This window comes from Burkholderia sp. Bp9140 (assembly GCF_003853425.1).
Classification (GTDB): Bacteria; Pseudomonadota; Gammaproteobacteria; order Burkholderiales; family Burkholderiaceae; genus Burkholderia.
In genome coordinates this window covers 44,918-64,609 of sequence record NZ_QTPQ01000040.1, presented here as the reverse complement: position 1 = coordinate 64,609, position 19,692 = coordinate 44,918, and the positions used below count along the sequence as shown (strand labels likewise).

The window sequence follows — 19,692 nt, the reverse complement described above, 5'->3', positions numbered from 1 at the left end:
GAAGAAGGTAAACCAAGGGGGTATTCGCCCGTGTCTCGGCACGGGTTTTTTTTAGCAGTGGATCCATGGCGGGTCGCGACTAGCAGGTCGATCATATTCAAGCCGATGATTCACGGTTCCGTTGTTTGGTTTTTCCAGGAAACGTCAATGACAAAGCATACCTTTTCATGCATTGAAGGTCATACCGAAGGCATGCCGGTGCGCATGGTGGTGAGCGGCGGCCCGGAGTTGCTGGGTGCGACGATGAATCACCGTCGTCTTTTTTTCGTCGAGAAGTACGACTGGATCCGCCGCGCGTTGATGCTGGAGCCGCGCGGACATGGGCAAATGTCGGGCACCATTTTCTATCCGCCCGTGAGCGCCAGTGCCGATTTCAGTCTTCTGTACATCGAGACCTCGGGATGCTTGCCGATGTGTGGGCATGCGACGATCGGATCCGTCACCTTTGCGCTCGAAACCGGTCTGATCAAGCCAAAGACGCCGGGTCAAGTGGTGGTCGACGTTCCCGCCGGTCAGGTGACAGCCAGGTACGTGATGAACGGCGACAAGGTCGAATCGGTACGGTTCACGAATGTGCCGAGCTTCCTGCTTCACAAGGACGTTGAAATCGAAGTGTCTCGACTCGGCAAACTCAAAGTCGATATCGCATACGGCGGCAACTTCTATCCCATCGTCGAGGTGCAGGAGAATTTCCCCGGTTGCGAACATTTCACGCCGGAGCAATTGCTCGAGATGGGCCGGGAGGTTCAAAAACGGGTAAACCATGCGCTCGACGTGGTGCATCCGGACAATCCGCAGATTCGTGGCGTCAAGCACTGCATGTGGACGGGGCGCGCCGTGGCCAGTGACTCCCATGCACGCGCGGTCGTGATTGCAGGTGATCTGATTATCGACCGGTCGCCGTGCGGCACGGGAACGTCCGCGCGGGTCGCTCAGCGGTTCGCACGCGGGCTGCTGTCGGTGGGCGAGGAATACCGTCACGAGAGTCTGATCCTCAGTCGCTTCATCGGTCGTGTGGAATCGCAGACGCGGCTGGAGAGCGGTCTCGAGGCGGTTTATCCGAGTGTGGAAGGGCGCGCCTATATCACCGGTCGCGGAGAGCATTACGTCGACGACACGCAACCTTACGCGCAGGGTTTCGATCTGTCCGAGTTCTCGAAGGCGGGCGTCTGATCCTGAGGACACCCGATGCATCGGGTGTCCCTTTGAAAAAACGGTCGCCCCATGACCGAATCGTTCCGGCGTGGGGCGACCGTTTTTTTGACCCCGGCACAGCCGGGGTCCAGCGCATTCAAACATCAGAGCCCGGCCGGCTTCTCCCACAGATTCAACGATTGACCAATGCCTTTCTTCCGGGCATTTTCAACCATCTCGAAGCCCCAGCTGATGTCGAACACCGCCATGCCGCAGGCAATGAAGATGACACGCTCTTTGGTGTTTTCGCGCCCCGGTTTGTCTCCGTTGACCACATCTCCGAGACCCGTCGAATCTGCAAGTGCCGGCAGTTTCCCCGCATCGATCAGCCGATAAAACGGGCCGCCGATCACACCGTTGTAATAGCCTTCCTTGTTGCCCGAAGCAATGGCATCCTCGACGTATGCTTCCTGCAAAGGCGTGTGATCGTAGATGATCTTGCAGTTGGTCAGGAAGGATTCGTCGGTATTGAACGGCCCGGACACGAGAATCGTTGCCCCCTCCTTGATCCATTCGTCCTTGAAATAAAGCGGTTTGAGGCGCGACGCGGCAACGGTAATCACGTCCGCACCGCGAAAGCCCGTTTCGGCATCGTCGACACCGATCGCGGCAATGCCATATTTCTCCTCCACCCAACGCGCGAATTCGTTCGCCTTGTCGATGAATACATCGAAGCACACGACCTGCTCGATCGCGCCGAGCTGGCTCATGATCGCGGTGAAGCACGCCTTGTTGATCGGACCACAGCCGATCACCGATGCCGTCTTCGCATCCTGGTTGACCAGATACTTGGCGGCGACACCTGGAACAGCACCCGTACGCGCCGCGCTCAGCAGGTTCGCGGACATGAGGGCGAGCGGCGCGCCCGTGTCCTTGTCGTTGATCATCATGGTGAGGATCGAACGCGGCAGGTCTTTCTGTGCATTCGCGTGATTCGAGCCGTACCACTTGTTTCCGCACACATCGAAACGTCCGCCGAGATAACCGGGCATTGCGGCAAAGCGGCGGTCCGGACCCGCCACTGGCATGTTGGGGAACTTCGTCTCTTTCGGGAACACGATGTTCATGCCGTGGTTGTTATGATTGGCGCCGCCCATCAGGTAGTCGCCTTTGCCGAGCAGGCTGAACGTCTCTTCGCAGACGGAGACGCAATGCGCGGCGTCGAGGACGCCGGCCTCGATCATGTCGGGCTCGGAGAGATAGAGAAAATCGATCTTCGGATACATGGATAGTCCTTCTTCAACAGTAGAGATGTTTCGGTTCGAAAAGCGGTTCCATGTCGCGTCAGAACCGGAGTAATGGCGAGATGTCGTAAAGACGGCAAGCGGGACTGCGCGCATTGGCCCGCATCAGGAAGTTGAGTTTTTCGATGCGCTCACCCGAACGCGGTGCGCCGTTCTTCTGGAACGGCACTTCGAGACCAACAGAAAAGTCCATCACCACGTCATCCACCACGCCGCCCGAGCGGCCCGACGGCACCGCGATCATTCCGTGTGCCTGAGCGAACCGATAGGCGTCCATGGCCTCGGTGATCGTGCCGACCTGATTGGGCTTGAGCACGAAGCCGTCGACGGCTCGTGTTTCGTGGGCCTTTCGAAGCAGTTCGAGATTGGTCACCGTGAGGTCGTCGCCCAGCACGATCGTGCGCGTCAGTTCCTTCGTCGCGTGGCTGTAGCCCGTCCAGTCGTTTTCGTCGAGCAGATCTTCGATGAAGACGAGGTTGAATTTCCCGGTCAGGGATTTCGCGTACGCGACCATCTCACTCGACGAAACCTGGTTTCCCTTCAGCAGGTAGCGGCCGGTTTGCTTGTCGTACATTTCGCTCGACGCGCAATCCAGCGCGAACGCGATCCGGTCCGTGAAGCCGCATGCATCAATCGCTTTCTGCATCAGCGTGAGGATCACTTCAGGATCGTCGGATGGCGCGGCGTAGCCATAGGAACTGGCGACCTGTGGCTTTTTCCCGAGATAGCCGGTCAGTACATCCGCGAGCTTCTGGAAAACCGTGACCGCCATTTCGATCGAATAGTCGATGCTATTCGTGCCGTAGGGGACGATGAGGAACTCGTTGAACGCCTGGGTAAAGCCTTCATAGCGGCCGCCATTGATCACGTTGAAGCAGGGCACGGGAACGGTCCGGATTTCTCGGCCCGCAATGTGCTCGTAAAGCGGAATGGCGCGTGCGGCAGCCGCCGCTCGAAAGACCGCGATGGAAGCTGAATAGATCGTGTTACCGCCGAGTCGATGCTTGTCCGGCGTGCCGTCGAGCACGATCATTCTCTCGTCGATGGCGCGTTGGTCGAACACGTTCATGCCTATCAGCGCCGGGCCTATGACGTTCACCGCATGATCGACGGCCTTGTGCACGCTGAGCCCTTTGTAAGTCGAGGGATCACCGTCGCGCAGGACGAACGATTCATGCATGCCGACCGACGTTCCCGTTGGCGCCGCGCCTCGACCGATGGCGCCACTTTCGGTTTGAATTTCGACTTCGACGGCGGGACGGCATTTGCAGTCGATGATCTGCTGCGCGCGAACGGAGGTAATTCTGTCTTCCATCACGCGCCCTCCTTGAGAGCAGGGACGTAGAGAATGTTCAGATCACACAGATTGGTCCCGGTGTTACCCGTGAAGACGGCTGAATCGATCGAGGAGAGCGCTTCAAAGCAGCTATGCTCGCGCAAGGCCTGATAAAGACTGATGCCTTTTTTCGCAGCCGCCTTGAAACTGCTCGAATCCGTGATGCCGCCGGCGACCTTCGCGGTTCCGTCGGTGCCTTCGCTGTCGATCGAAAGCAGGCATGTGCCCTGCGTCTTTTCCGCCGTGATGGCGAAACTGACCGTCATCTCTTGACCCGGGCCGCCATGTCCTTTGATGGTGCTGTTATCGCTGATGTGCGTCGTGACTTCGCCTGAGCTGAGCAGCACGCAAGGCGGCTTGACGGGATTGCCGTAGCTCTGGATTTCGCGAGCCATCGACGCAAGGAATGTTCCGGCGTCGCGGCTCTCGCCTTCAAGGAAGGAGGAGACGATCATCGCCGGAAGGCCCATTTCCTCGCATGCCTCCTTGGCGTAGATGCAGGAATCCGGCAACGTATTGAGCAGGAAATACGTGTTGTCGGGAAACGCCTTGGGCGTCTCCGCCTCGGGGCCCGCATTCATCAGGTAGTCGACGACGCTCTTCGGCAGACGGTCTGCAACGTTGCGATTGACGATGGTCGCTCGCGCATCGTCGAGCGTGGTCAGGTCGGGTCCGATCGGCGTGCTCTTGTAAGCCGCGTACGGCACGGCGATATCGCCGGTTGCCGGGGAGCCGACCGCATCGCTGATGCCGAAGCCGATCAGCTCTGCGCCCACGGCCTGAATGCGCTTCGCCAACATGCCACCGTTGAGCGCGGAAATGTGCCGGCGCACCGCGTTGATTTCATAGATGCCCGCCCCGGACTTGAGCAGCACGTCGGTCGTGTCGATTTCGTCCTGCAGCGTGATGCCGTCGATCGGGCATGACATGAGCGCGGAGCTGCCGCCACTGATCACCGCGATGAACAGATCGTCGGGCCCGGCCTGATCGACCAGTTCGATGATCTTTCGCGACGCGCGATGGCCTTCCTCGTTCGGCAGCGGATGGCCACCGACGAACACTTCCGTTTTATTGAAGCGATCCGATTCCTCGTGGATCTTCACGATGGCAATGCCATGGGTCAGCCGGTCTCCGAGCACGTGGTCGACCGCCATCGCCATGTGATTGCAGGCCTTGCCCGCACCGACCAGATACACGTTTCGCTTTTTCGACAAATCCCAGGAGCGCGTACCGATATGCAGTATGTCGCCATCGACGCGCATGATGCTTCGAATGCGCTGGTAGCCGTCCAGACGCTGGAGCGTACGGTCGGCGATTTCCAGAACGATGCGCCGGGATTCGACGGCGCCCTGAGAGAGAAGCTCTGCGGAATTTCGTATTTTCTTCATACGGGTATCTGTGAAGGGTTGCCGTCTCGCCGAACGCATGCAGCGATGACGTAAGGGCAATTTAGGCAAACACCCTGCACAGATACATGTACACTTGTCCGTACTGGCGGATCGCTGTACAGGCTCCATGGCCTATACGCATGTCTCTTGTTGCGAGTCATTTTTATGAAGCCCGTTCTTTCCCTGGATCCAGGTTCCGAGATGTCGCTCACCATGCAGATCGTGGCGGGCATCATCCGGGAGGTCGACGAAAAGCGCTGGCGGCCGGGTGCGCGCGTGCCGAGCATCCGCGCATTCGCCGGGGCACATGGCGTATCCACCTTTACCGTGGTGGAGGCCTACGATCGCCTCGTTGCGCAAGGTGTCCTGGTGGCGCGTCGCGGGTCTGGCTTCTATGTCTCGGAACGGCGTCTGGGCGTGCCCCGGAAAGCGACGGAAAAACTCGACGAGAAGGTTACGAACGGATGGCTGGTGCGCAATTTTCTCGGCGCAACCGAAGGGGCCATTCATGCAGGTGCAGGCTGGCTTCCCGAAACGTGGTTCGACAGCGAAGGGATGGCGAGGTCGCTCCGGCAACTCGCGGCGCACCCCGAGCATCTGCTGGGCTACGGACATGCGCGGGGCTTCGATCGGCTTCGCGAACAAATCGTGCGTCAATTGGCCGAATACGAAATCGAAACCGACGTCGGCGGCATCATGACGACGCTGGGCGCAAACCAGGCGCTCGATCTCGTGATTCGTCAATTCACGCAGGCCGGCGACGTCGTCATGGTGGACGAGCCTTGCTACAGCGACTTGCTGGTCGCACTGCGGATGCGCGATGTCGAAACCATCGGTATTCCGATGACGCCCACCGGGCCGGACGTCGCGGCAATGGAAGCCGCGCTCGACGCACGTCACCCGAAGCTCTACTTCACGAACACCCGGTTGCACAATCCGACCGGAGCGAGCTACAGCTCGTCGGCGGCCTACAAGGTGCTCAAGCTTGCGGAGCGACACGATTGCCTGATCGTCGAAGACGACGTGTCGGCCGATCTCGTGCAAGGCGCACATTTCACGCTCGCATCGATGGATCAGCTGCGCAACGTGATCTATGTCGGCAGTTTTTCCAAGACCATCGGGGCGGGGTTGCGTGTCGGCTTCGTCGTTGCCGATCACGATGTCATCGAAGCGCTCCTTTACCAGAAGCTGGTGTCCGGCATGTCGACACCGACCGTCACCGAGCGTCTCGTCAGTGCGGTTTTGTCGGAAGGGCACTACCGAAAGCAGACGGAACAATTGCGGGATCGACTGGCCGCGGCGCAGGAAAGGACGTGCAGGCGGCTGGAGGCGAGCGGCATGGACGTGTTCTGCGAGCCGCGTTCAGGGATGTTCGTCTGGGCGAAACCGGCCGGTGACGATACGGACTCGTCGCGGCTGGCCGAGCTGGCGGAGCAGCAGAATATCTTGTTGGCGCCCGGACACCTGTTCTTTGCCGGCCGCGTCAAGACGAGCTGGCTGAGGTTCAACGTCGCGCATTGCAATTTCGACCGTCTGTTCAACTTTCTCGCGGATTCCATCGGCCGCTGACGGGGCACCTACCCGCTTTCCAAGTGTGCAGTTCCTGCCGCCTGTACAGGTATCACGGCGTGTACATGTCGTGCGCAATTTCAGCGCGTGAGCATGGGCTGAAATACCGTTGATTGCACGAGTACTCGTGCATCCGTACGGAAGAACCCATGGAGAAAGCAGACGCATGAGTTACGACCTTTCGCGGTTCGCGATCAATCAAATCACGACGCCCAAATGGACCCTGCCGGAAGCACTCGAAGGATACAAGCGTCAGGGGATCAGCGGCATTGCGGTCTGGCGGCGGTTTCTGGAAGAGTATGGCGTCGCGCAAACACGCAAGCATCTGCGGCAGCTGGAGATGTGGGTGCCGTCGCTGTGCACGAGCGAATGGCTCAACGTCAGCGTCGAAAAGAGCATGGCGGCGGCGATCGAAACGAACCGGCGCCTGCTCGATGCCGCCGCGGAAATCGGCGCGGCGTGCCTGATGATGGTGGTCGGCGGGATGCCGCCGGACAGCAAGGACATACAGGGCCAACGCGCCCGCGTGCGCGACGCGTTGTTCACGTTGTTGCCGCATGCGCGTGAAGTCGGCGTCAAGCTCGGCCTCGAGCCGCTGCATCCGATGTACGCCGGTGACCGCAGCGTACTGAACTCGATCAAGCTTGCCAACGATCTCTGCGACGAACTCGGTGAGGGTGCCGGGCTCGTGCCCGACGTTTACCACTGTTGGTGGGACCCGGCCTTCGAAGCTGAACTTCGCCGCGCGGGACCGAAGCGCATCGTCACCTTTCACTATTGCGACTGGCTCGTGCCGACGCGAAATCTGCGCGATCGCGGCATGGTCGGCGACGGTGTTGTCGATATTCCGCGTATCAAGGGATGGCTGGACGATATCGACTATGCCGGGCCGTTCGAGCTGGAAATCTTCTCCGAGCTGGATTGGTGGGAACGGCCGCCGGAAGAGACGGTTCGCGTGGCGATCGAACGCTGCGGGCCGTATGTCGGTACGGCGTTATCCAGACAAGCCTGAGCGTTGACCATTTCATTTCAGCGGTAACAACGAATCGCTGGTCCATCGGGGAAGGCGTGCGTGATGATGCGCGCGCGAAAAGTGCGGACGCGCTCTTCGACGCGCATGGGGGAAAGACGCAAGGCCAGGTGCCGCCAGACTCGTCTTCAGTTGAGGATCCCGATACGACCGATTCCGCCGTTTCAATTCGCACCTTGGCGCGACCGGAGAGGTCGGCCTCGACGGGTTGTACCGCAAGGCAACCACGCTTGTTGACGCTGTGCTTTTTCTGCTTTTTCGCGGCGTATCTCGACCGTGTCAACATCGGGCTGGCCTGGCTCCAGATGCTCGATGCGCTGGCTTCAGCGCCCGGAGCAATCTCGTGCCGGAGAAAGTAGTCGATGCAGGCGCCATGAAAAAGCCCGCTTTCCGCGGGCCTCGTGCAATCAGCAATTGCCTTTCTTCGCCTGTCCGGGCGGGCAGAATCCGTTCCCCGGCCCGCCCTGCGGTGCGATGACGACCGGCGGACCCGGAACGTACGCGACGCACCCGCTGAGCGCGCCGACCACGCTCGCCGCGGCGAGCAATGCGATAACCCCTTTCTTCACTTCGTTCTCCCGTTATTGAGGAAAGGGCCGTGCGGCCCTTTCGTTGATGCTGCCGACGCGTCAGAAGCTGAAATTGACGTTCGACTGGCTGGTCGTTGCGTTGACGTTCGTCGATTGCGTTGCGCCCGACGCTGCGTCCGCCTCGATCGTATATTGTGCCGCAGCAGCCGGCGATGCGGCCAGCGCGACCGGCAGCGAGCCCGAGTACGTACCGACGATCGGCGCGGCCGTGGGCACGTTGAGCGCATAGGCGCCCGTATCCAGGTTCGCGTTGATCGACGTGATTTCGTACGCGTTTGCATCGACGGTCTGCAATGCACGCACGAACGCGTCGGCGCTTGCCGTCACCGTGCCGCTGACCGTGCTCATCGTCGATGCCGGCAGCGCGATCGGGGCGGTCGACGCCGAAACCGCCGTGGTTGTGTTCACCACGACCGGAACCGAGCGCACGATGCCCGACGCGAAATTGTTCTGCACGATCACGACATCATAGTTGCCTTGCGTCGAGCTCTGGATCAGCGGCGACAGCACGAACTTGCCCGAACTGTCGGCCACCGTGCCGCGAACCACCTTGCCGCCTTGTTCCGCATACACGGTCGCGCCGGCTTCGGCCGATGCGACATAGCCGGAGATCGCGCCGCTCACGACGGTCGGGATCGCGGTGACGACCGGCTTCAGCGCATACGAGCCGTTGCCGCGCTGGACGATCGACTTGCACGCGTTGAAGTCGAGCACGAGGTCGACGAGCGTGTTCGGTTGCACCGTGAACGGCCGGATGATCTTGTAGCCGCTTTGCGTTGCGCTCGGCGTCACGAGCGCCTGTTCCGTGCCGCCGGTCGGGACGACCGAGTTCGCGAGGGTGTTGCCCTGGTTCTGCGCGAGCACGAGACGGATCTGCTGATACTGGCCGGCCGGCAGCGCGGTCTGTCCGATATCGGCGAGCACGCCGTTGGTGAGCGACAGCAGGTCGATCTTCTGCGGTGTCGCCAGCGTGATCGTCGACCAGCCGGCATCGTTATCGGAAGCATTCGCATTCGCATTGACGCGGACCTGCGAGACGGTCACGTAGACATGATCGAATCCGCATGACGGCGCGTCCGTCATCGCGACATGCAAGGTGCCTGTCTGCACGCTGCCGCCATCGTCACCGCCGCCACAGCCGGTCAGCGCAAACGGCACCATGGCCGCACAGAGTGCGGCCTTCCAGAAATTGTTCTTCATTGTTTTATCCCCCTCCGATGTGATTGTGGGTGCAACGAAGCATAGCGGCCGGGAGTGCACATGGTGTGGGCAGCTTTGAAACGAACCGTAAATTGTGCGTCGGAGCGTAAGGGCTGTTGCCGGTCGATTGCGATTGGCGATGCGACGGCCGGGAAAGCTGCTTGCGGCGACCGAATATCCTCCATTCATCTGATGAATCCTGGCGCGCGCGACGCCGCGCGATTGCGGCCGCAAAAAACTTGATCGGTAAAAGCACCGAATCCGTTTCATTTGTTTCCTCGCTATAGTCGAAGCTCGGGCGGTAGATGCGGCGCCATGCGCCGACACCGTTCAGGCAACGACTGTAGACGGGTGCTGTATGAAAAACACAAATGAAAAGACCACCGGACCGGTCTGGGGTGTGGCGGCAGGCTTGCTCCTCGCTGCCGCAGGACTGAGCCTCGGCATCTTCCCGAAAGCGCTGCACGGCGCGGGGACCGCAAACGACTTCATGGCATCGGGTGTCGCGATGCTCGGTATCTTCCTCGTCGTCTATTCCACGCACGAACTACGAAGAAGGCGCGCGCACTGAGCGCCGATGATCCGGGCAGAACGTTCCGGGCCGACCGACGGCTCAGGAATGCGCTCGCCCTTCGGGCGGACCCGCATCGACCAATAGATCGTCGACGATGATTTCGCCGGCCGCCTGGCCTGCGCGCAACGCGTCGAGGGTGTCGTCGAACAGGCGGCCGCCATCGTCCGCGAGACGGACCGGTGCAAGCAGACGCGGCGCGCGGCCGGCCGTGCGCACCTGCACGACCGCGACGAACCCGAACCGCAGCGTGTCGGGTGGCGGCACATGGCCGTGCGGCGGATCGAGCCGGAATTCGCAGCGGACGTCGATGGTGTATCCGCGGTAGGTGTACGCACTGTTCATCTGCAGCTCGCTCGGAAGGGAACGCGGCGACGGACCGTGGGCGCATCATATCGGCCCGTGCGAGCCGGTGGGGGTGGGGTGTCTACCTACTTGAGGCGTTCGTGCCGGTAGACGAGCTCGACGATGCGTTTCGTCGGGATGCTCGCGCGCAGTTCATCGACGCTGTCGATGCGAAACCACGTGCACTTCGCGATCTCGTTGCTCGCTTGCGGCGTCTAGGTGTTTAGTCCGGGCCGACTTCGGCGAAGAACACGTGATGCACCTTTGCAAGCCCGGTGAACTGCATCGAATAGACGAGATGCTGGCCGGTGATGCCGGTCTCTTCCTGCAGTTCCCGGTGCGCGGCCTCGAGCGGCGCTTCGCCGCGCTTGATCGTGCCGCCGGGCAGCGCCCAGCGCGACGATGCGCGCGCAACGAGCGAGACCTGTTCTTCGCGGTGGCAGACGACGGTTGCCCGTTCCTTGATGGGGACGGCATTGGCTTCCGGCGTATTCGTGGAGACGGGGGCTTGAGGCATGACCCGATTCCAGCGAGTGTCGGGTGCCCGGCCAAGTCGGGGGCGTCGAGCGCGACGCGGCCCGCGGGCCGGATCGCGTCGTCATGGAGTCCGTAGCGTTACTTCTGTTCCGGCAAGAACCAGTTCATCACGAGCGCGCAGATGCCGCCCGTCGCGACGCCCGATTCCAGCACGTTCTTCAGTGCATGCGGCAGGCTGTTCAGGATGTCCGGCACCTGCGACACGCCGAGGCCGAGCGCGAGCGACACCGCGATGATCAGCAGCGCGCGGCGATCGAGCTGGATGCCGGACAGGATGTTGATGCCCGATGCGGCCACCGCGCCGAACATCACCATGGCCGCACCGCCGAGCACGGGCTCCGGCACGGCCTGCAGCGCGCCGGCGACCACCGGGAACAGGCCGAGCACCACGAGCATGCCCGCGATCCAGATGCCGACGTAGCGGCTCGCGACGCCGGTGATCTGGATCACGCCGTTGTTCTGCGCGAACACGGAGCTCGGGAACGTGTTGAACACGCCGGCCAGCAGCGAGTTCGCGCCGTTCACGAGCACGCCGCCCTTGATCCGCTGCATCCACACCGGCCCTTCGACCGGCTCCTTCGAGATCTTGCTGGTGGCCGTGACGTCGCCGATCGCTTCGAGCGACGTGACGAGGTAGATGATCAGCATCGGCACGAACAGCGACCACGAGAAGCCGATGCCGAAGTGCAGCGGCGTCGGGACCTGGAACAGCGCGGCCTGGTGCACGCCGGTGAAGTCGAGGCGGCCGAGCACCGCGGCCGCGGCATAGCCGATCACGAGCGCGATCACGAGCGCGGTGCTGCGCACCCACACGATCGGCACGCGGTTCAGCAGGATGATCGTGCCGAGCACGAGGCACGACAGCGTCAGGTTCTGCGCGCTCGCGAACGTGCCGTTGGCCATCGCGCCGTAGCCGCCACCCATGCTGATGAGGCCGACCTTGATCAGCGTGAGGCCGATCAGCAGCACGACGATGCCGGTGACGAGCGGCGTGATCAGGCGCTTCACGAACGGCAGGATGCGCGACACGCCCATCTCGACGAACGAGCCGGCGATCACGACACCGAAGATCGCCGCCATCACGGTCTCGACCGGCGTGCCCTGCTTGACCATCACGCTGCCGCCGGCGATCAGCGGGCCGACGAAGTTGAAGCTGGTGCCCTGCACGATCAGGAGGCCGGCGCCGAGCGGGCCGAAGCGCTTGCACTGCACGAAGGTCGCGATGCCGGAGATCACCAGCGACATCGACACGATCAGCGTCGTGTCCCGGCTCGATACACCGAGCGCCTGGCAGATCAGCAGGCCGGGCGTGACGATCGGCACGATGATCGCCAGCAGGTGCTGCAGCGCGGCGACGAAGGCGACCATCGGCGCGGGCCGGTCATTGGGGCCATAGACGAGGTCGTGCGACGAATCTGCGTCGTGAGCGCCGTGGGAGGCGGATCGGGCGGGGGAGGCGGGTTGCATGGCGAGCGGGCCGGACAAGGTGGAAAGTGCGGCATTTTAGCCGAAGGCCCCGCCGGCGCTGCCCGGGCGCGACGCGATAGGCGGGATTCGGGAAAGCGCTGCCGGATCGGGGCGCCGAACGCGCGGCGCCGCACCGGTTCGTCAGCGCGCGCGGCGCGCTGCGCACGCCGCGCCGATTCAATACAATGCGACGTCGAGGTGTCGGCGCCGTGTCGGGCAGCCAACCGCCACGTTCGATGAGCGGTATCGACAGCGACCGTGCATCATGGAATGACGACCCGCCTGGACGGGCCACCGGCGAATACGGAGCGCAGCATGAACGAACCTTACCTGCAGGTCATCGCGCATTACTTCGCGACACACGGCAACGGCGACCGCGTGATCGAACTGCTCGCGGAACTCGCGCCGGCCACGCGCGCCGAGCCGAAGAACCTCGACTACGCGTACTTCCGGTCGCCGGTCGACCCCGACCACATCGTGATCCTCGAGCGCTACCGCGATGCCGACGGCCTCGACGCGCATCGGGAAACGCCGCATTTCCAGCGGATCGGTGTCGGCGCGATCATTCCGTTGCTCGATCGCCGCGACGTGACGCGCTACATGGTGCAGCCGGACACCGGCACGGCGACGCCACCGGGAGGCACCCGATGAACCCGTTTCAATTCCGTACCGTTCCGACGCAGATCGTCGAATTCGGCGCCGCGCGCCGGCTCGGCGCGATGTTGCGCGAACGCTTTCCGGCGCTCGCGCGGCTGTGTGTCGTCACCGACGCGTTCCTGCATCGCAGCGGCGTGCTCGCGCCCGCGCTGGAGAGCCTCGCCGCGCACGGCTGGCAGGTGACCGTGATCGACGACGTCGTCGCCGATCCACCCGAGCATGTGGTGCTCGACGCGACCGCGCGGGCCGTGGCGGCCGACGCCGAACTCGTGCTCGGCCTCGGCGGCGGTTCGTCGATGGACGTCGCGAAGCTGATCGCGGTGCTCGCGCCGGGGCGCCAGGCGCTGGCCGACATGTACGGCGTCGACAAGGTGACAACGTCGCGGTTGCCGCTCGTGCAGATGCCGACGACGGCCGGCACCGGCTCCGAAGTGACGGCCGTGTCGATCGTCACGGTCGGCGAGGCGCGCAAGATGGGTGTCGTGTCGCCGCATCTGTTCGCGGACGTCGCGATCCTCGACGCCGAACTGACGCTCGGGCTGCCGCGCGCGGCAACGGCCGCGACGGGCATCGACGCGATGGTGCATGCGATCGAGGCCTATACGTCGGCGCGGCTGAAGAATCCGGTGTCCGACATGCTGGCCGTGCAGGCATTGACGCTGCTGTCGCGCAACCTGCTGAAGGCATGCGACGACGGCACCGATCGCCACGCGCGCGAGGCGATGCTGGTCGGCGCGATGTTCGCCGGCCAGGCATTCGCGAATGCGCCGGTCGCGGCCGTGCATGCGCTGGCCTATCCGGTCGGCGGGATTTTCCACGTGCCGCACGGGTTGTCCAATGCGCTCGTGCTGCCGCATGTGTTGCGCTTCAACGCGCCGGCCGCCGCACCGCTATATGCGGAGCTCGCGGCCATCGTCGCGCCGTCGGCGACGGGCAGCGACGAAGCGCGGGCGCAGGCGCTGATCGACGAGATCGATCGCCTGATCGTAGCGACGGGTATTCCACGCACGTTGCGCGAGGTCGGCATCGGCGAGGGCGACCTGCCGAGGATGGCGTCGGATGCGATGTTGCAGACGCGCCTGCTCGTGAACAATCCGCGTGAGGTGACGGAAGGCGACGCGCTGGCGATCTATCGCCGCGCATGGTGACGCGGCGCGCGTGACCGTGCAACGGTCAACGGTGTGCCGTAACCGGCCGCTGCTGTTTCGGATCGCAATCCTTGCAGGTCGATTCGGGTTCGCCGTCGAAGTACCGATACCGGTGCACGAGCAACGAGTTGCCGCCGACCTCGACAGGAGACGACATGACGCAACGGGACGAAGCGGCGCGCGCGCGATGCGTCGCATGGCAGATCGTGCAAACCTGGCAGGCAGCCGAATGGTGCCGGCTCGTCGAGACGCGCGCGGGCATCGACCTGTCGGGGACGGTCGCGGGCGCGATCGACGGCACGCCGTTTCGCGTCGACTATGCGATCGCGTGCGGCACCGACTGGCTGACGCGCTCGGTGCGCGTGACGCACTGGCTCGGCGCGGCGCCGCCCCGGCAACTCGCGATCGAACGCGACGCGGGACGCTGGACGGTCGACGGCGTCGACGCGCCGGCCCTTGCGGGTGCGACCGACATCGATCTCGGCTTCAGTCCGTCGACCAATACGTTGCCGATCCGGCGTCTCGGGCTTGAAGTCGGCGCGTCGGCCGTCATCCACACCGCCTGGCTGCGTTTCCCGGCGTTCGAGCTCGTGCGCGGCGAGCAGCGCTATGCGCGCACGGCGGAGCGCGTGTACCGCTACGAGAGCGGCACGTATGCGGCCGATATCGCGCTCGACGATGCGGGCCTCGTCACCGATTACGACGAGTGGCAGCGGATCGGTGCGACGGGTTCGCCGTAACGGTGCCGCATCGGCGGCATGTCAGCGCGCGTCGGCGACCGTCACCTTGCCGGGAATCAGCTTCAGCGTGCTGAACGCGTCGGCGATGTTCTGCTGATACGCGAGCGTCGCATCGGTGATCGGCTGCACGCCGTAGCCGGTCCGCTTGAGCGCGACTTCGAGCGTCGGCGCGTCGAGGCCGACGAGCGGCGACAGTTGCGCGGCGACTTCCGGAACATGGTCGCGTCCCCAGCGATCGACCGCGTCGACTTCGTCGAGCAGCGCGCGCAGCACCTGCGGCTGCGCGGCCGCATACTTGCGCGCGGCGAGGTAGTACTGCGTGTTGCGCACGAGCCCGTCGCCGTTCGCGACCACGCGCGCGCCGAGTTGCCGTTCGGCGGCCGCCAGGTACGGATCCCAGATCACCCACGCATCGACGCTGCGCTGCACGAACGCGGCGCGCGCATCGGCGGGCGTCAGGTAGATCGGCTGGATGTCGGCATACGTGAGCCCCGCATGTTCGAGCGCCTTCACGAGCAGGTAGTGGACGTTCGAACCCTTGTTGAGCGCGACCTTCTTGCCGCGCAGCTGCGCGACGGTGCGGATCGGTGAATCGGGCAGCACGACGATCGCCTCGCCGTGCGGCGCGGGCGGTTCGTTGCCGATATAGACGAAATCGACGCCCGCGGCCTGCGCGAAGATCGGCGGGGTCTCGCCGACCGTGCCGACGTCGATTGCGCCGGCGTTCAGCCCCTCGAGCAATTGCGGGCCGGCCGGGAACTCGAGCCATTGCACCGTCACGCCCTGGCTCGCGAGCCGCTTCTCGAGCGTGCCGCGCGCCTTGAGCACGACGAAATTGCCGTACTTCTGGAAGCCGATGCGCAGTCGCTTGTCGCTGCCCTGGGCCAGCGCGGGCAGGCCCGCGAGCGGGCCGAGCGCGAGCCCGGCCAGTCCGGCGGCCGCGCCGTGCAGCCACTGGCGGCGGCGCGGGTTTGCCGGGGTCGTTTCAAGGTCTGCGTGCGGTGTGTCGTTCATCGAGGCGTCCTGCTGGCGGGTTCACGGGGCGCGCGGGCTTGCGGCGCGATCGGCGCAGGACGCAGCCGGATGCGGGCGACGCGCGCGGCCGGCCCGCGCCGGATTCACGACGATACGGCCGCGCGGGCCGGCGGCCAACCAACGAATCCGCATATGCAAATCAGCGGCCGGGCGATACGCGAACGACGGGGCGGCAGGGTGCCGCCGCGCTCAATCGGTGCCGAGCGGGCTTTCGTCGATCGAGTCGACGCGGTCCGGATAGAACGCGAGGTGCGCGCGAATCGATTCGACGGCCAGGTTCGGATGCTCGTACGTCCACACCGCGTTGGTCGAGCGTGCGCCGCCGGCGGCGATCGAGTAGTACGCGCAATCGCCCTTGTACGGGCAGTACGTCGCATGGTCGGTGCGTTGCAGCAGCGACATGTCGGCGTCTTCGCGCGGAATGTAGAACACGGCCGGATAGCTGGCCTCGCGCAGCGCCAGCGCGCGGCGCGTATCGGCGACGGTCTTGCCGGCCACCTTCACCACGACGCGCGACGGGTGCGGTTCGATCGTGATCGGATGATCGGGGCCCGGCGACTTCACCGGACGAGAGGGTGTATCGGGGCTGATCGACATCGTGGGTCCTCCAGGAAGGGGCAGCGCGCCGGCAGGCGCGCGGTGCCGGTGCGTGCGCGCCGGGCGGATCCCGCGCACCGGTGCCGGCGTCGGCCAACCGATACGATGCGCCAATTCCGGAGGACCTGCAGGGGGCCGGAAGGCGACGCGCGGCGGTGGGCGTCGATGCGCGATGCAGGGCGGGCCGCCGCGGCGGTGTTCGCCGGCATGTCCCCGCTGCTCGCATGGACATTTCGATGCGACGGCAGCGGGATGCATCGGCCGCGATAAGCAACGCGGAATTAATTGGTAAGCGATCGGCGGGCGGCGCGCGAAGATCGGCGGTCGTCATTCGCATCACAGTCCTTTCCTGACCGCCACCATGAAGATTCCACTTGTCTCATCCGCCGCGCATCGTGCGCGGCGCACTTCCGTCGGCGTCGTGGCGTTGCGCGGCATGGCCGCGTCGCTGCTGCTCGCCGGCGCGCTCACGCACGCGTTCGCCGCGCCGGCCGGCAAGACGCTCGTGTACTGCAGCGAAGGCAGCCCGGCCGGCTTCGATCCGGGCCAGCATACGACCAGCACCGATTTCGATGCGAGCACGTACACGATCTACAACGGGCTCGTGCAGTTCAGGCGCGGCACGCTCGATCTCGTTCCGTCGCTCGCGACGAGCTGGGACGTGTCGTCCGACCAGCGCGTCCATACGTTCCACCTGCGGCGCGGCGTGAAGTTCCAGACGACCGCGTGGTTCAAGCCGACGCGCCCGTTCCAGGCGGACGACGTCGTCTTTACGTTCCGCCGGATGCTCGATCCCGACGACCCGTTCCGCAAGGCCTATCCGGTCAGCTTCCCGTACTTCAGCGATCTCGGTTTCGACCGCAACATCGAGCGTATCGAAAAGGTCGACGACGACACCGTGCGCTTCGTGCTGAAGTCGCCCGACGTCGTGTTCGTGCGCAATCTCGCGATGGCGTTCGCGTCGATCCTGTCGGCCGAATATGCGTCGCAGCTGGCGGCACGCCATCGCGAGGCCGACATCAATCAGCTCCCGGTCGGCACGGGGCCGTTCCAGCTGCGTGCGTACCAGAAGGACGCGGTGATCCGCTATGACGCGAACCCCGACTACTGGAAGCCGGACGACGCGAAGCTCGCGCATCTCGTGTTCGCGATCACGCCCGATCCGGCCGCGCGCCTGCAGAAGCTCACGGCCGGCGAGTGCCAGGTGTCGGTGTTCCCGCGGCCGGCCGATCTCGAGACGGTGCGGCGCGATCCGAAGCTGACGCTGTTTTCGGCGACGGGCTTCAACGTCGGCTTCGTCGCGTACAACACGCAGCATCCGCCGCTCGATCGCGTCGACGTGCGGCGCGCGCTCGATATCGCGATCGACAAGACGGCGATCATCAAGACCGTGTTCAACGGCGACGCGACGCTCGCGACGAACCCGATGCCGCCCGCGCAATGGTCGTACAACCCGCGCCTGAAGGACTCGCCGCGCGATCCGGCCGCCGCGAAGGCGCTGCTGGCGCGCGCGGGATTCCCGAACGGTTTCGACCTGACGCTGTGGGCGATGCCGGTGCAGCGCCCGTACAACCCGAACGCGCAACTGATGGCGCAACTGATCCAGCAGGACTGGGCGAAGATCGGCGTGCGCGCGAAGATCGTCAGCTACGAGTGGGGCGAGTACAACCGCCGCGCGAAGCATGACGGGCAGCACGACGCGATCCTGTACGGCTGGTCGGGCGACAACGGCGACCCCGACAACTGGCTCGGCACGCTGCTCGGCTGCGATGCGGTGCACGGCAGCAATCTCGCGAAGTGGTGCAACGCGGATTTCGAGCGGCTCGTCAGTGCGGCGCGCACGAACGCGGACGTCGCGAAACGCACGTCGCTTTACGAGCAGGCGCAGGTCGTGTTCAAGGATCAGGTGCCGTTCACGCCGATCGCGACCTCGATCGTGTCGCTGCCCGTCTCGAAGCGCGTGCACGGGCTGGCGTTCTCCCCGCTCGGTGGACACCGGTTCGACGGCGTGTGGCTGGACTGAAGCAGGGAAGCCGGCGCGCGCGCGCCGGCTGTCGAGGCCGCGGTCAGTTCAGTGCGGCCGCGGCCGCTGCCTCGACCGGCGAGCCGTCGAGCGCGACGGATGGCCGTCCGTCGGGGCCGACCGGCACGTCGCCGGCGAGCGTCGTGCGGTAGAGCTGGCGATCGAAGTCGAGATCGAAGATATCGACGGGCGCGAGATGCGCGGTTGCGCGATTGTCCCAGAACGCGATGCTGCGCGGCTCCCACTTGAAGCGGATCGTGAATTCCGGCCGCGTCGCGTGCTCCCACAGCAGTTCGAGCAGGGCCTGGCTCTCGCGCGGCGTCAGCCCGACGATCGACTTCAGGAAACTCGGGCTCACGTACAGCGCGCGTTCGCCGGTTTCCGGATGCACGCGCACCAGCGGATGCTCGGTCACGAGCGGGCGGCGCTCGACCGCTTCGTCGAACGCGCCGGTCGCGCGCGCACCGGCCGGCGGCGTGAAGCGATGGACGCCGCGCAAGCCGTCGACGAAGCCGCGCAGCGGCGCGGACAGCGTCTCGTAGGCACGTACGAGGTTGGTCCAGTGCGTGTCGCCGCCGTACGGCGGGATCGTCACGCCGCGCAGGATCGACGCCCACGGCGGATTCACGGCGGCGGTCACGTCGGTGTGCCAGCCCGTCCACGGCCGGCGCACCGGCTCGCCTTCGAAACGCGTCGCCTTGCGATGCTTCGCGATCGAATAGACGGCCGGATGACCGTCGACGTGGCCGAACACCGGATGGCCGACGGTCGGTTCGCCGAACTGCGCGGAGAACGCGACATGCTGCTCGTGCGTGAGGAACTGCTCGCGGAAGAAAATCACGCGCCATTTCAGCAGCGCGGCGCGAATCGCGGCGATCTGCGGCGTGGTCAACGGCTGGGTAAGGTCGATGCCGCGGATCTCCGCGCCGATGTGGGCGGACAGCGGGATCACGTCGACCGGCTGGGCGGCGGGCTCGGGTAGGGCGCTCATGCGACGCTCCTGGCGGAAGTGAACGGGGCG

The 19,692-nt window shown here is 64.5% G+C and carries 17 protein-coding genes and 1 pseudogene; 8 read left to right on the top strand and 10 right to left on the bottom strand.

Annotated elements, in window-relative coordinates; genetic code table 11:
• The first annotated feature begins 147 nt into the window (after nucleotides 1-147).
• Nucleotides 148-1,173 (top strand): 4-hydroxyproline epimerase, encoded by a 1,026-nt coding sequence (locus DIE21_RS28835; protein ID WP_124500862.1) that lies wholly within the window; start codon nucleotides 148-150, stop codon nucleotides 1,171-1,173.
• Nucleotides 1,174-1,298: 125 nt separating this feature from the next.
• Here DIE21_RS28835 and DIE21_RS28830 read toward each other — a convergent pair whose 3' ends face one another.
• Genes DIE21_RS28830 through DIE21_RS28820 form a run of 3 tightly spaced genes read right to left on the bottom strand, consistent with a single transcriptional unit; the run spans nucleotide 1,299 to nucleotide 5,162 of the window.
• A complete protein-coding gene (locus DIE21_RS28830) occupies nucleotides 1,299-2,420 on the bottom strand; it encodes a tyramine oxidase subunit B (RefSeq protein WP_124500861.1) in 1,122 nt (373 codons plus the stop codon).
• 58 nt (nucleotides 2,421-2,478) lie between these two features.
• Entirely contained in the window at nucleotides 2,479-3,753 is a 1,275-nt protein-coding gene (locus DIE21_RS28825; protein ID WP_124500860.1) for a phosphopyruvate hydratase, read from the bottom strand.
• Nucleotides 3,753-5,162: a glycerate kinase gene (locus tag DIE21_RS28820; RefSeq protein ID WP_124500859.1), complete on the bottom strand. Its 1,410-nt coding sequence runs from the start codon at nucleotides 5,160-5,162 to the stop codon at nucleotides 3,753-3,755. Before DIE21_RS28820 ends, DIE21_RS28825 begins: the two co-directional genes overlap by 1 nt.
• 165 nt (nucleotides 5,163-5,327) lie before the next feature.
• Between DIE21_RS28820 and DIE21_RS28815 the strand changes: the two genes are divergently transcribed.
• Both DIE21_RS28815 and DIE21_RS28810 read left to right on the top strand, forming a co-directional pair.
• On the top strand, nucleotides 5,328-6,731 hold the full coding sequence (locus DIE21_RS28815; RefSeq protein WP_124500858.1) for a PLP-dependent aminotransferase family protein: 1,404 nt from the start codon (nucleotides 5,328-5,330) through the stop codon (nucleotides 6,729-6,731).
• A gap of 166 nt (nucleotides 6,732-6,897) precedes the next feature.
• Complete coding sequence (locus DIE21_RS28810) at nucleotides 6,898-7,743, top strand: sugar phosphate isomerase/epimerase (protein ID WP_124500857.1); 846 nt, start codon at nucleotides 6,898-6,900, stop codon at nucleotides 7,741-7,743.
• Between the two features lie 647 nt (nucleotides 7,744-8,390).
• Here the strand turns inward: DIE21_RS28810 and DIE21_RS28795 are convergent.
• On the bottom strand, nucleotides 8,391-9,551 hold the full coding sequence (locus tag DIE21_RS28795; RefSeq protein WP_124500854.1) for a DUF4382 domain-containing protein: 1,161 nt from the start codon (nucleotides 9,549-9,551) through the stop codon (nucleotides 8,391-8,393).
• A 358-nt stretch (nucleotides 9,552-9,909) separates the two neighbouring features.
• Between DIE21_RS28795 and DIE21_RS28790 the strand changes: the two genes are divergently transcribed.
• Entirely contained in the window at nucleotides 9,910-10,122 is a 213-nt protein-coding gene (locus DIE21_RS28790; RefSeq protein ID WP_124500853.1) for a hypothetical protein, read from the top strand.
• Between the two features lie 42 nt (nucleotides 10,123-10,164).
• On the opposite strand, the gene DIE21_RS28785 is transcribed toward DIE21_RS28790, so the two are convergent.
• From DIE21_RS28785 to DIE21_RS28775, 3 genes and pseudogenes are all read right to left on the bottom strand, one after another.
• The gene (locus DIE21_RS28785; protein ID WP_124500852.1) at nucleotides 10,165-10,467 is read right to left on the bottom strand and encodes a hydrogenase maturation factor; all 303 of its coding nucleotides are present in this window, start codon (nucleotides 10,465-10,467) and stop codon (nucleotides 10,165-10,167) included.
• Nucleotides 10,468-10,553: 86 nt separating this feature from the next.
• Nucleotides 10,554-10,984, bottom strand: a pseudogene (locus tag DIE21_RS28780) (NUDIX hydrolase).
• Nucleotides 10,985-11,082: 98 nt separating this feature from the next.
• Nucleotides 11,083-12,471, bottom strand: a complete 1,389-nt coding sequence (locus DIE21_RS28775; protein ID WP_124500851.1) for a nucleobase:cation symporter-2 family protein — start codon at nucleotides 12,469-12,471, stop codon at nucleotides 11,083-11,085.
• A 315-nt stretch (nucleotides 12,472-12,786) separates the two neighbouring features.
• Between DIE21_RS28775 and DIE21_RS28765 the strand changes: the two genes are divergently transcribed.
• The 3 genes from DIE21_RS28765 (at nucleotide 12,787) to DIE21_RS28755 (ending at nucleotide 15,016) form a co-directional block, all read left to right on the top strand.
• Nucleotides 12,787-13,122: a putative quinol monooxygenase gene (locus DIE21_RS28765; protein WP_124500849.1), complete on the top strand. Its 336-nt coding sequence runs from the start codon at nucleotides 12,787-12,789 to the stop codon at nucleotides 13,120-13,122.
• Nucleotides 13,119-14,276: an iron-containing alcohol dehydrogenase gene (locus tag DIE21_RS28760; protein WP_124500848.1), complete on the top strand. Its 1,158-nt coding sequence runs from the start codon at nucleotides 13,119-13,121 to the stop codon at nucleotides 14,274-14,276. Before DIE21_RS28765 ends, DIE21_RS28760 begins: the two co-directional genes overlap by 4 nt.
• Before the next feature lie 155 nt (nucleotides 14,277-14,431).
• The gene (locus DIE21_RS28755; RefSeq protein WP_124500847.1) at nucleotides 14,432-15,016 is read left to right on the top strand and encodes a putative glycolipid-binding domain-containing protein; all 585 of its coding nucleotides are present in this window, start codon (nucleotides 14,432-14,434) and stop codon (nucleotides 15,014-15,016) included.
• Between the two features lie 21 nt (nucleotides 15,017-15,037).
• Here DIE21_RS28755 and DIE21_RS28750 read toward each other — a convergent pair whose 3' ends face one another.
• On the bottom strand, nucleotides 15,038-16,030 hold the full coding sequence (locus DIE21_RS28750; protein ID WP_124500846.1) for a sulfonate ABC transporter substrate-binding protein: 993 nt from the start codon (nucleotides 16,028-16,030) through the stop codon (nucleotides 15,038-15,040).
• Nucleotides 16,031-16,240: 210 nt separating this feature from the next.
• Nucleotides 16,241-16,648 (bottom strand): DUF427 domain-containing protein, encoded by a 408-nt coding sequence (locus DIE21_RS28745; protein ID WP_124500845.1) that lies wholly within the window; start codon nucleotides 16,646-16,648, stop codon nucleotides 16,241-16,243.
• Nucleotides 16,649-17,009: 361 nt separating this feature from the next.
• Between DIE21_RS28745 and DIE21_RS28740 the strand changes: the two genes are divergently transcribed.
• Nucleotides 17,010-18,671 (top strand): ABC transporter substrate-binding protein, encoded by a 1,662-nt coding sequence (locus DIE21_RS28740; RefSeq protein ID WP_124500844.1) that lies wholly within the window; start codon nucleotides 17,010-17,012, stop codon nucleotides 18,669-18,671.
• A gap of 43 nt (nucleotides 18,672-18,714) precedes the next feature.
• Here DIE21_RS28740 and DIE21_RS28735 read toward each other — a convergent pair whose 3' ends face one another.
• Nucleotides 18,715-19,662, bottom strand: coding sequence for a TauD/TfdA family dioxygenase (locus DIE21_RS28735; protein ID WP_124500843.1), 948 nt, complete (start codon nucleotides 19,660-19,662; stop codon nucleotides 18,715-18,717).
• Between the last annotated feature and the right edge of the window lie 30 nt (nucleotides 19,663-19,692).

Bases quoted from the DNA above. Each gene is read 5' to 3' on its own strand.
- DIE21_RS28835 (WP_124500862.1), top strand. From the start codon at position 148: ATGACAAAGCATACCTTTTCATGCATTGAAGGTCATACCGAAGGCATG.
- DIE21_RS28830 (WP_124500861.1), bottom strand. From the start codon at position 2,420: ATGTATCCGAAGATCGATTTTCTCTATCTCTCCGAGCCCGACATGATC.
- DIE21_RS28825 (WP_124500860.1), bottom strand. From the start codon at position 3,753: ATGGAAGACAGAATTACCTCCGTTCGCGCGCAGCAGATCATCGACTGC.
- DIE21_RS28820 (WP_124500859.1), bottom strand. From the start codon at position 5,162: ATGAAGAAAATACGAAATTCCGCAGAGCTTCTCTCTCAGGGCGCCGTC.
- DIE21_RS28815 (WP_124500858.1), top strand. From the start codon at position 5,328: ATGAAGCCCGTTCTTTCCCTGGATCCAGGTTCCGAGATGTCGCTCACC.
- DIE21_RS28810 (WP_124500857.1), top strand. From the start codon at position 6,898: ATGAGTTACGACCTTTCGCGGTTCGCGATCAATCAAATCACGACGCCC.
- DIE21_RS28795 (WP_124500854.1), bottom strand. From the start codon at position 9,551: ATGAAGAACAATTTCTGGAAGGCCGCACTCTGTGCGGCCATGGTGCCG.
- DIE21_RS28790 (WP_124500853.1), top strand. From the start codon at position 9,910: ATGAAAAACACAAATGAAAAGACCACCGGACCGGTCTGGGGTGTGGCG.
- DIE21_RS28785 (WP_124500852.1), bottom strand. From the start codon at position 10,467: ATGAACAGTGCGTACACCTACCGCGGATACACCATCGACGTCCGCTGC.
- DIE21_RS28775 (WP_124500851.1), bottom strand. From the start codon at position 12,471: ATGCAACCCGCCTCCCCCGCCCGATCCGCCTCCCACGGCGCTCACGAC.
- DIE21_RS28765 (WP_124500849.1), top strand. From the start codon at position 12,787: ATGAACGAACCTTACCTGCAGGTCATCGCGCATTACTTCGCGACACAC.
- DIE21_RS28760 (WP_124500848.1), top strand. From the start codon at position 13,119: ATGAACCCGTTTCAATTCCGTACCGTTCCGACGCAGATCGTCGAATTC.
- DIE21_RS28755 (WP_124500847.1), top strand. From the start codon at position 14,432: ATGACGCAACGGGACGAAGCGGCGCGCGCGCGATGCGTCGCATGGCAG.
- DIE21_RS28750 (WP_124500846.1), bottom strand. From the start codon at position 16,030: ATGAACGACACACCGCACGCAGACCTTGAAACGACCCCGGCAAACCCG.
- DIE21_RS28745 (WP_124500845.1), bottom strand. From the start codon at position 16,648: ATGTCGATCAGCCCCGATACACCCTCTCGTCCGGTGAAGTCGCCGGGC.
- DIE21_RS28740 (WP_124500844.1), top strand. From the start codon at position 17,010: ATGAAGATTCCACTTGTCTCATCCGCCGCGCATCGTGCGCGGCGCACT.
- DIE21_RS28735 (WP_124500843.1), bottom strand. From the start codon at position 19,662: ATGAGCGCCCTACCCGAGCCCGCCGCCCAGCCGGTCGACGTGATCCCG.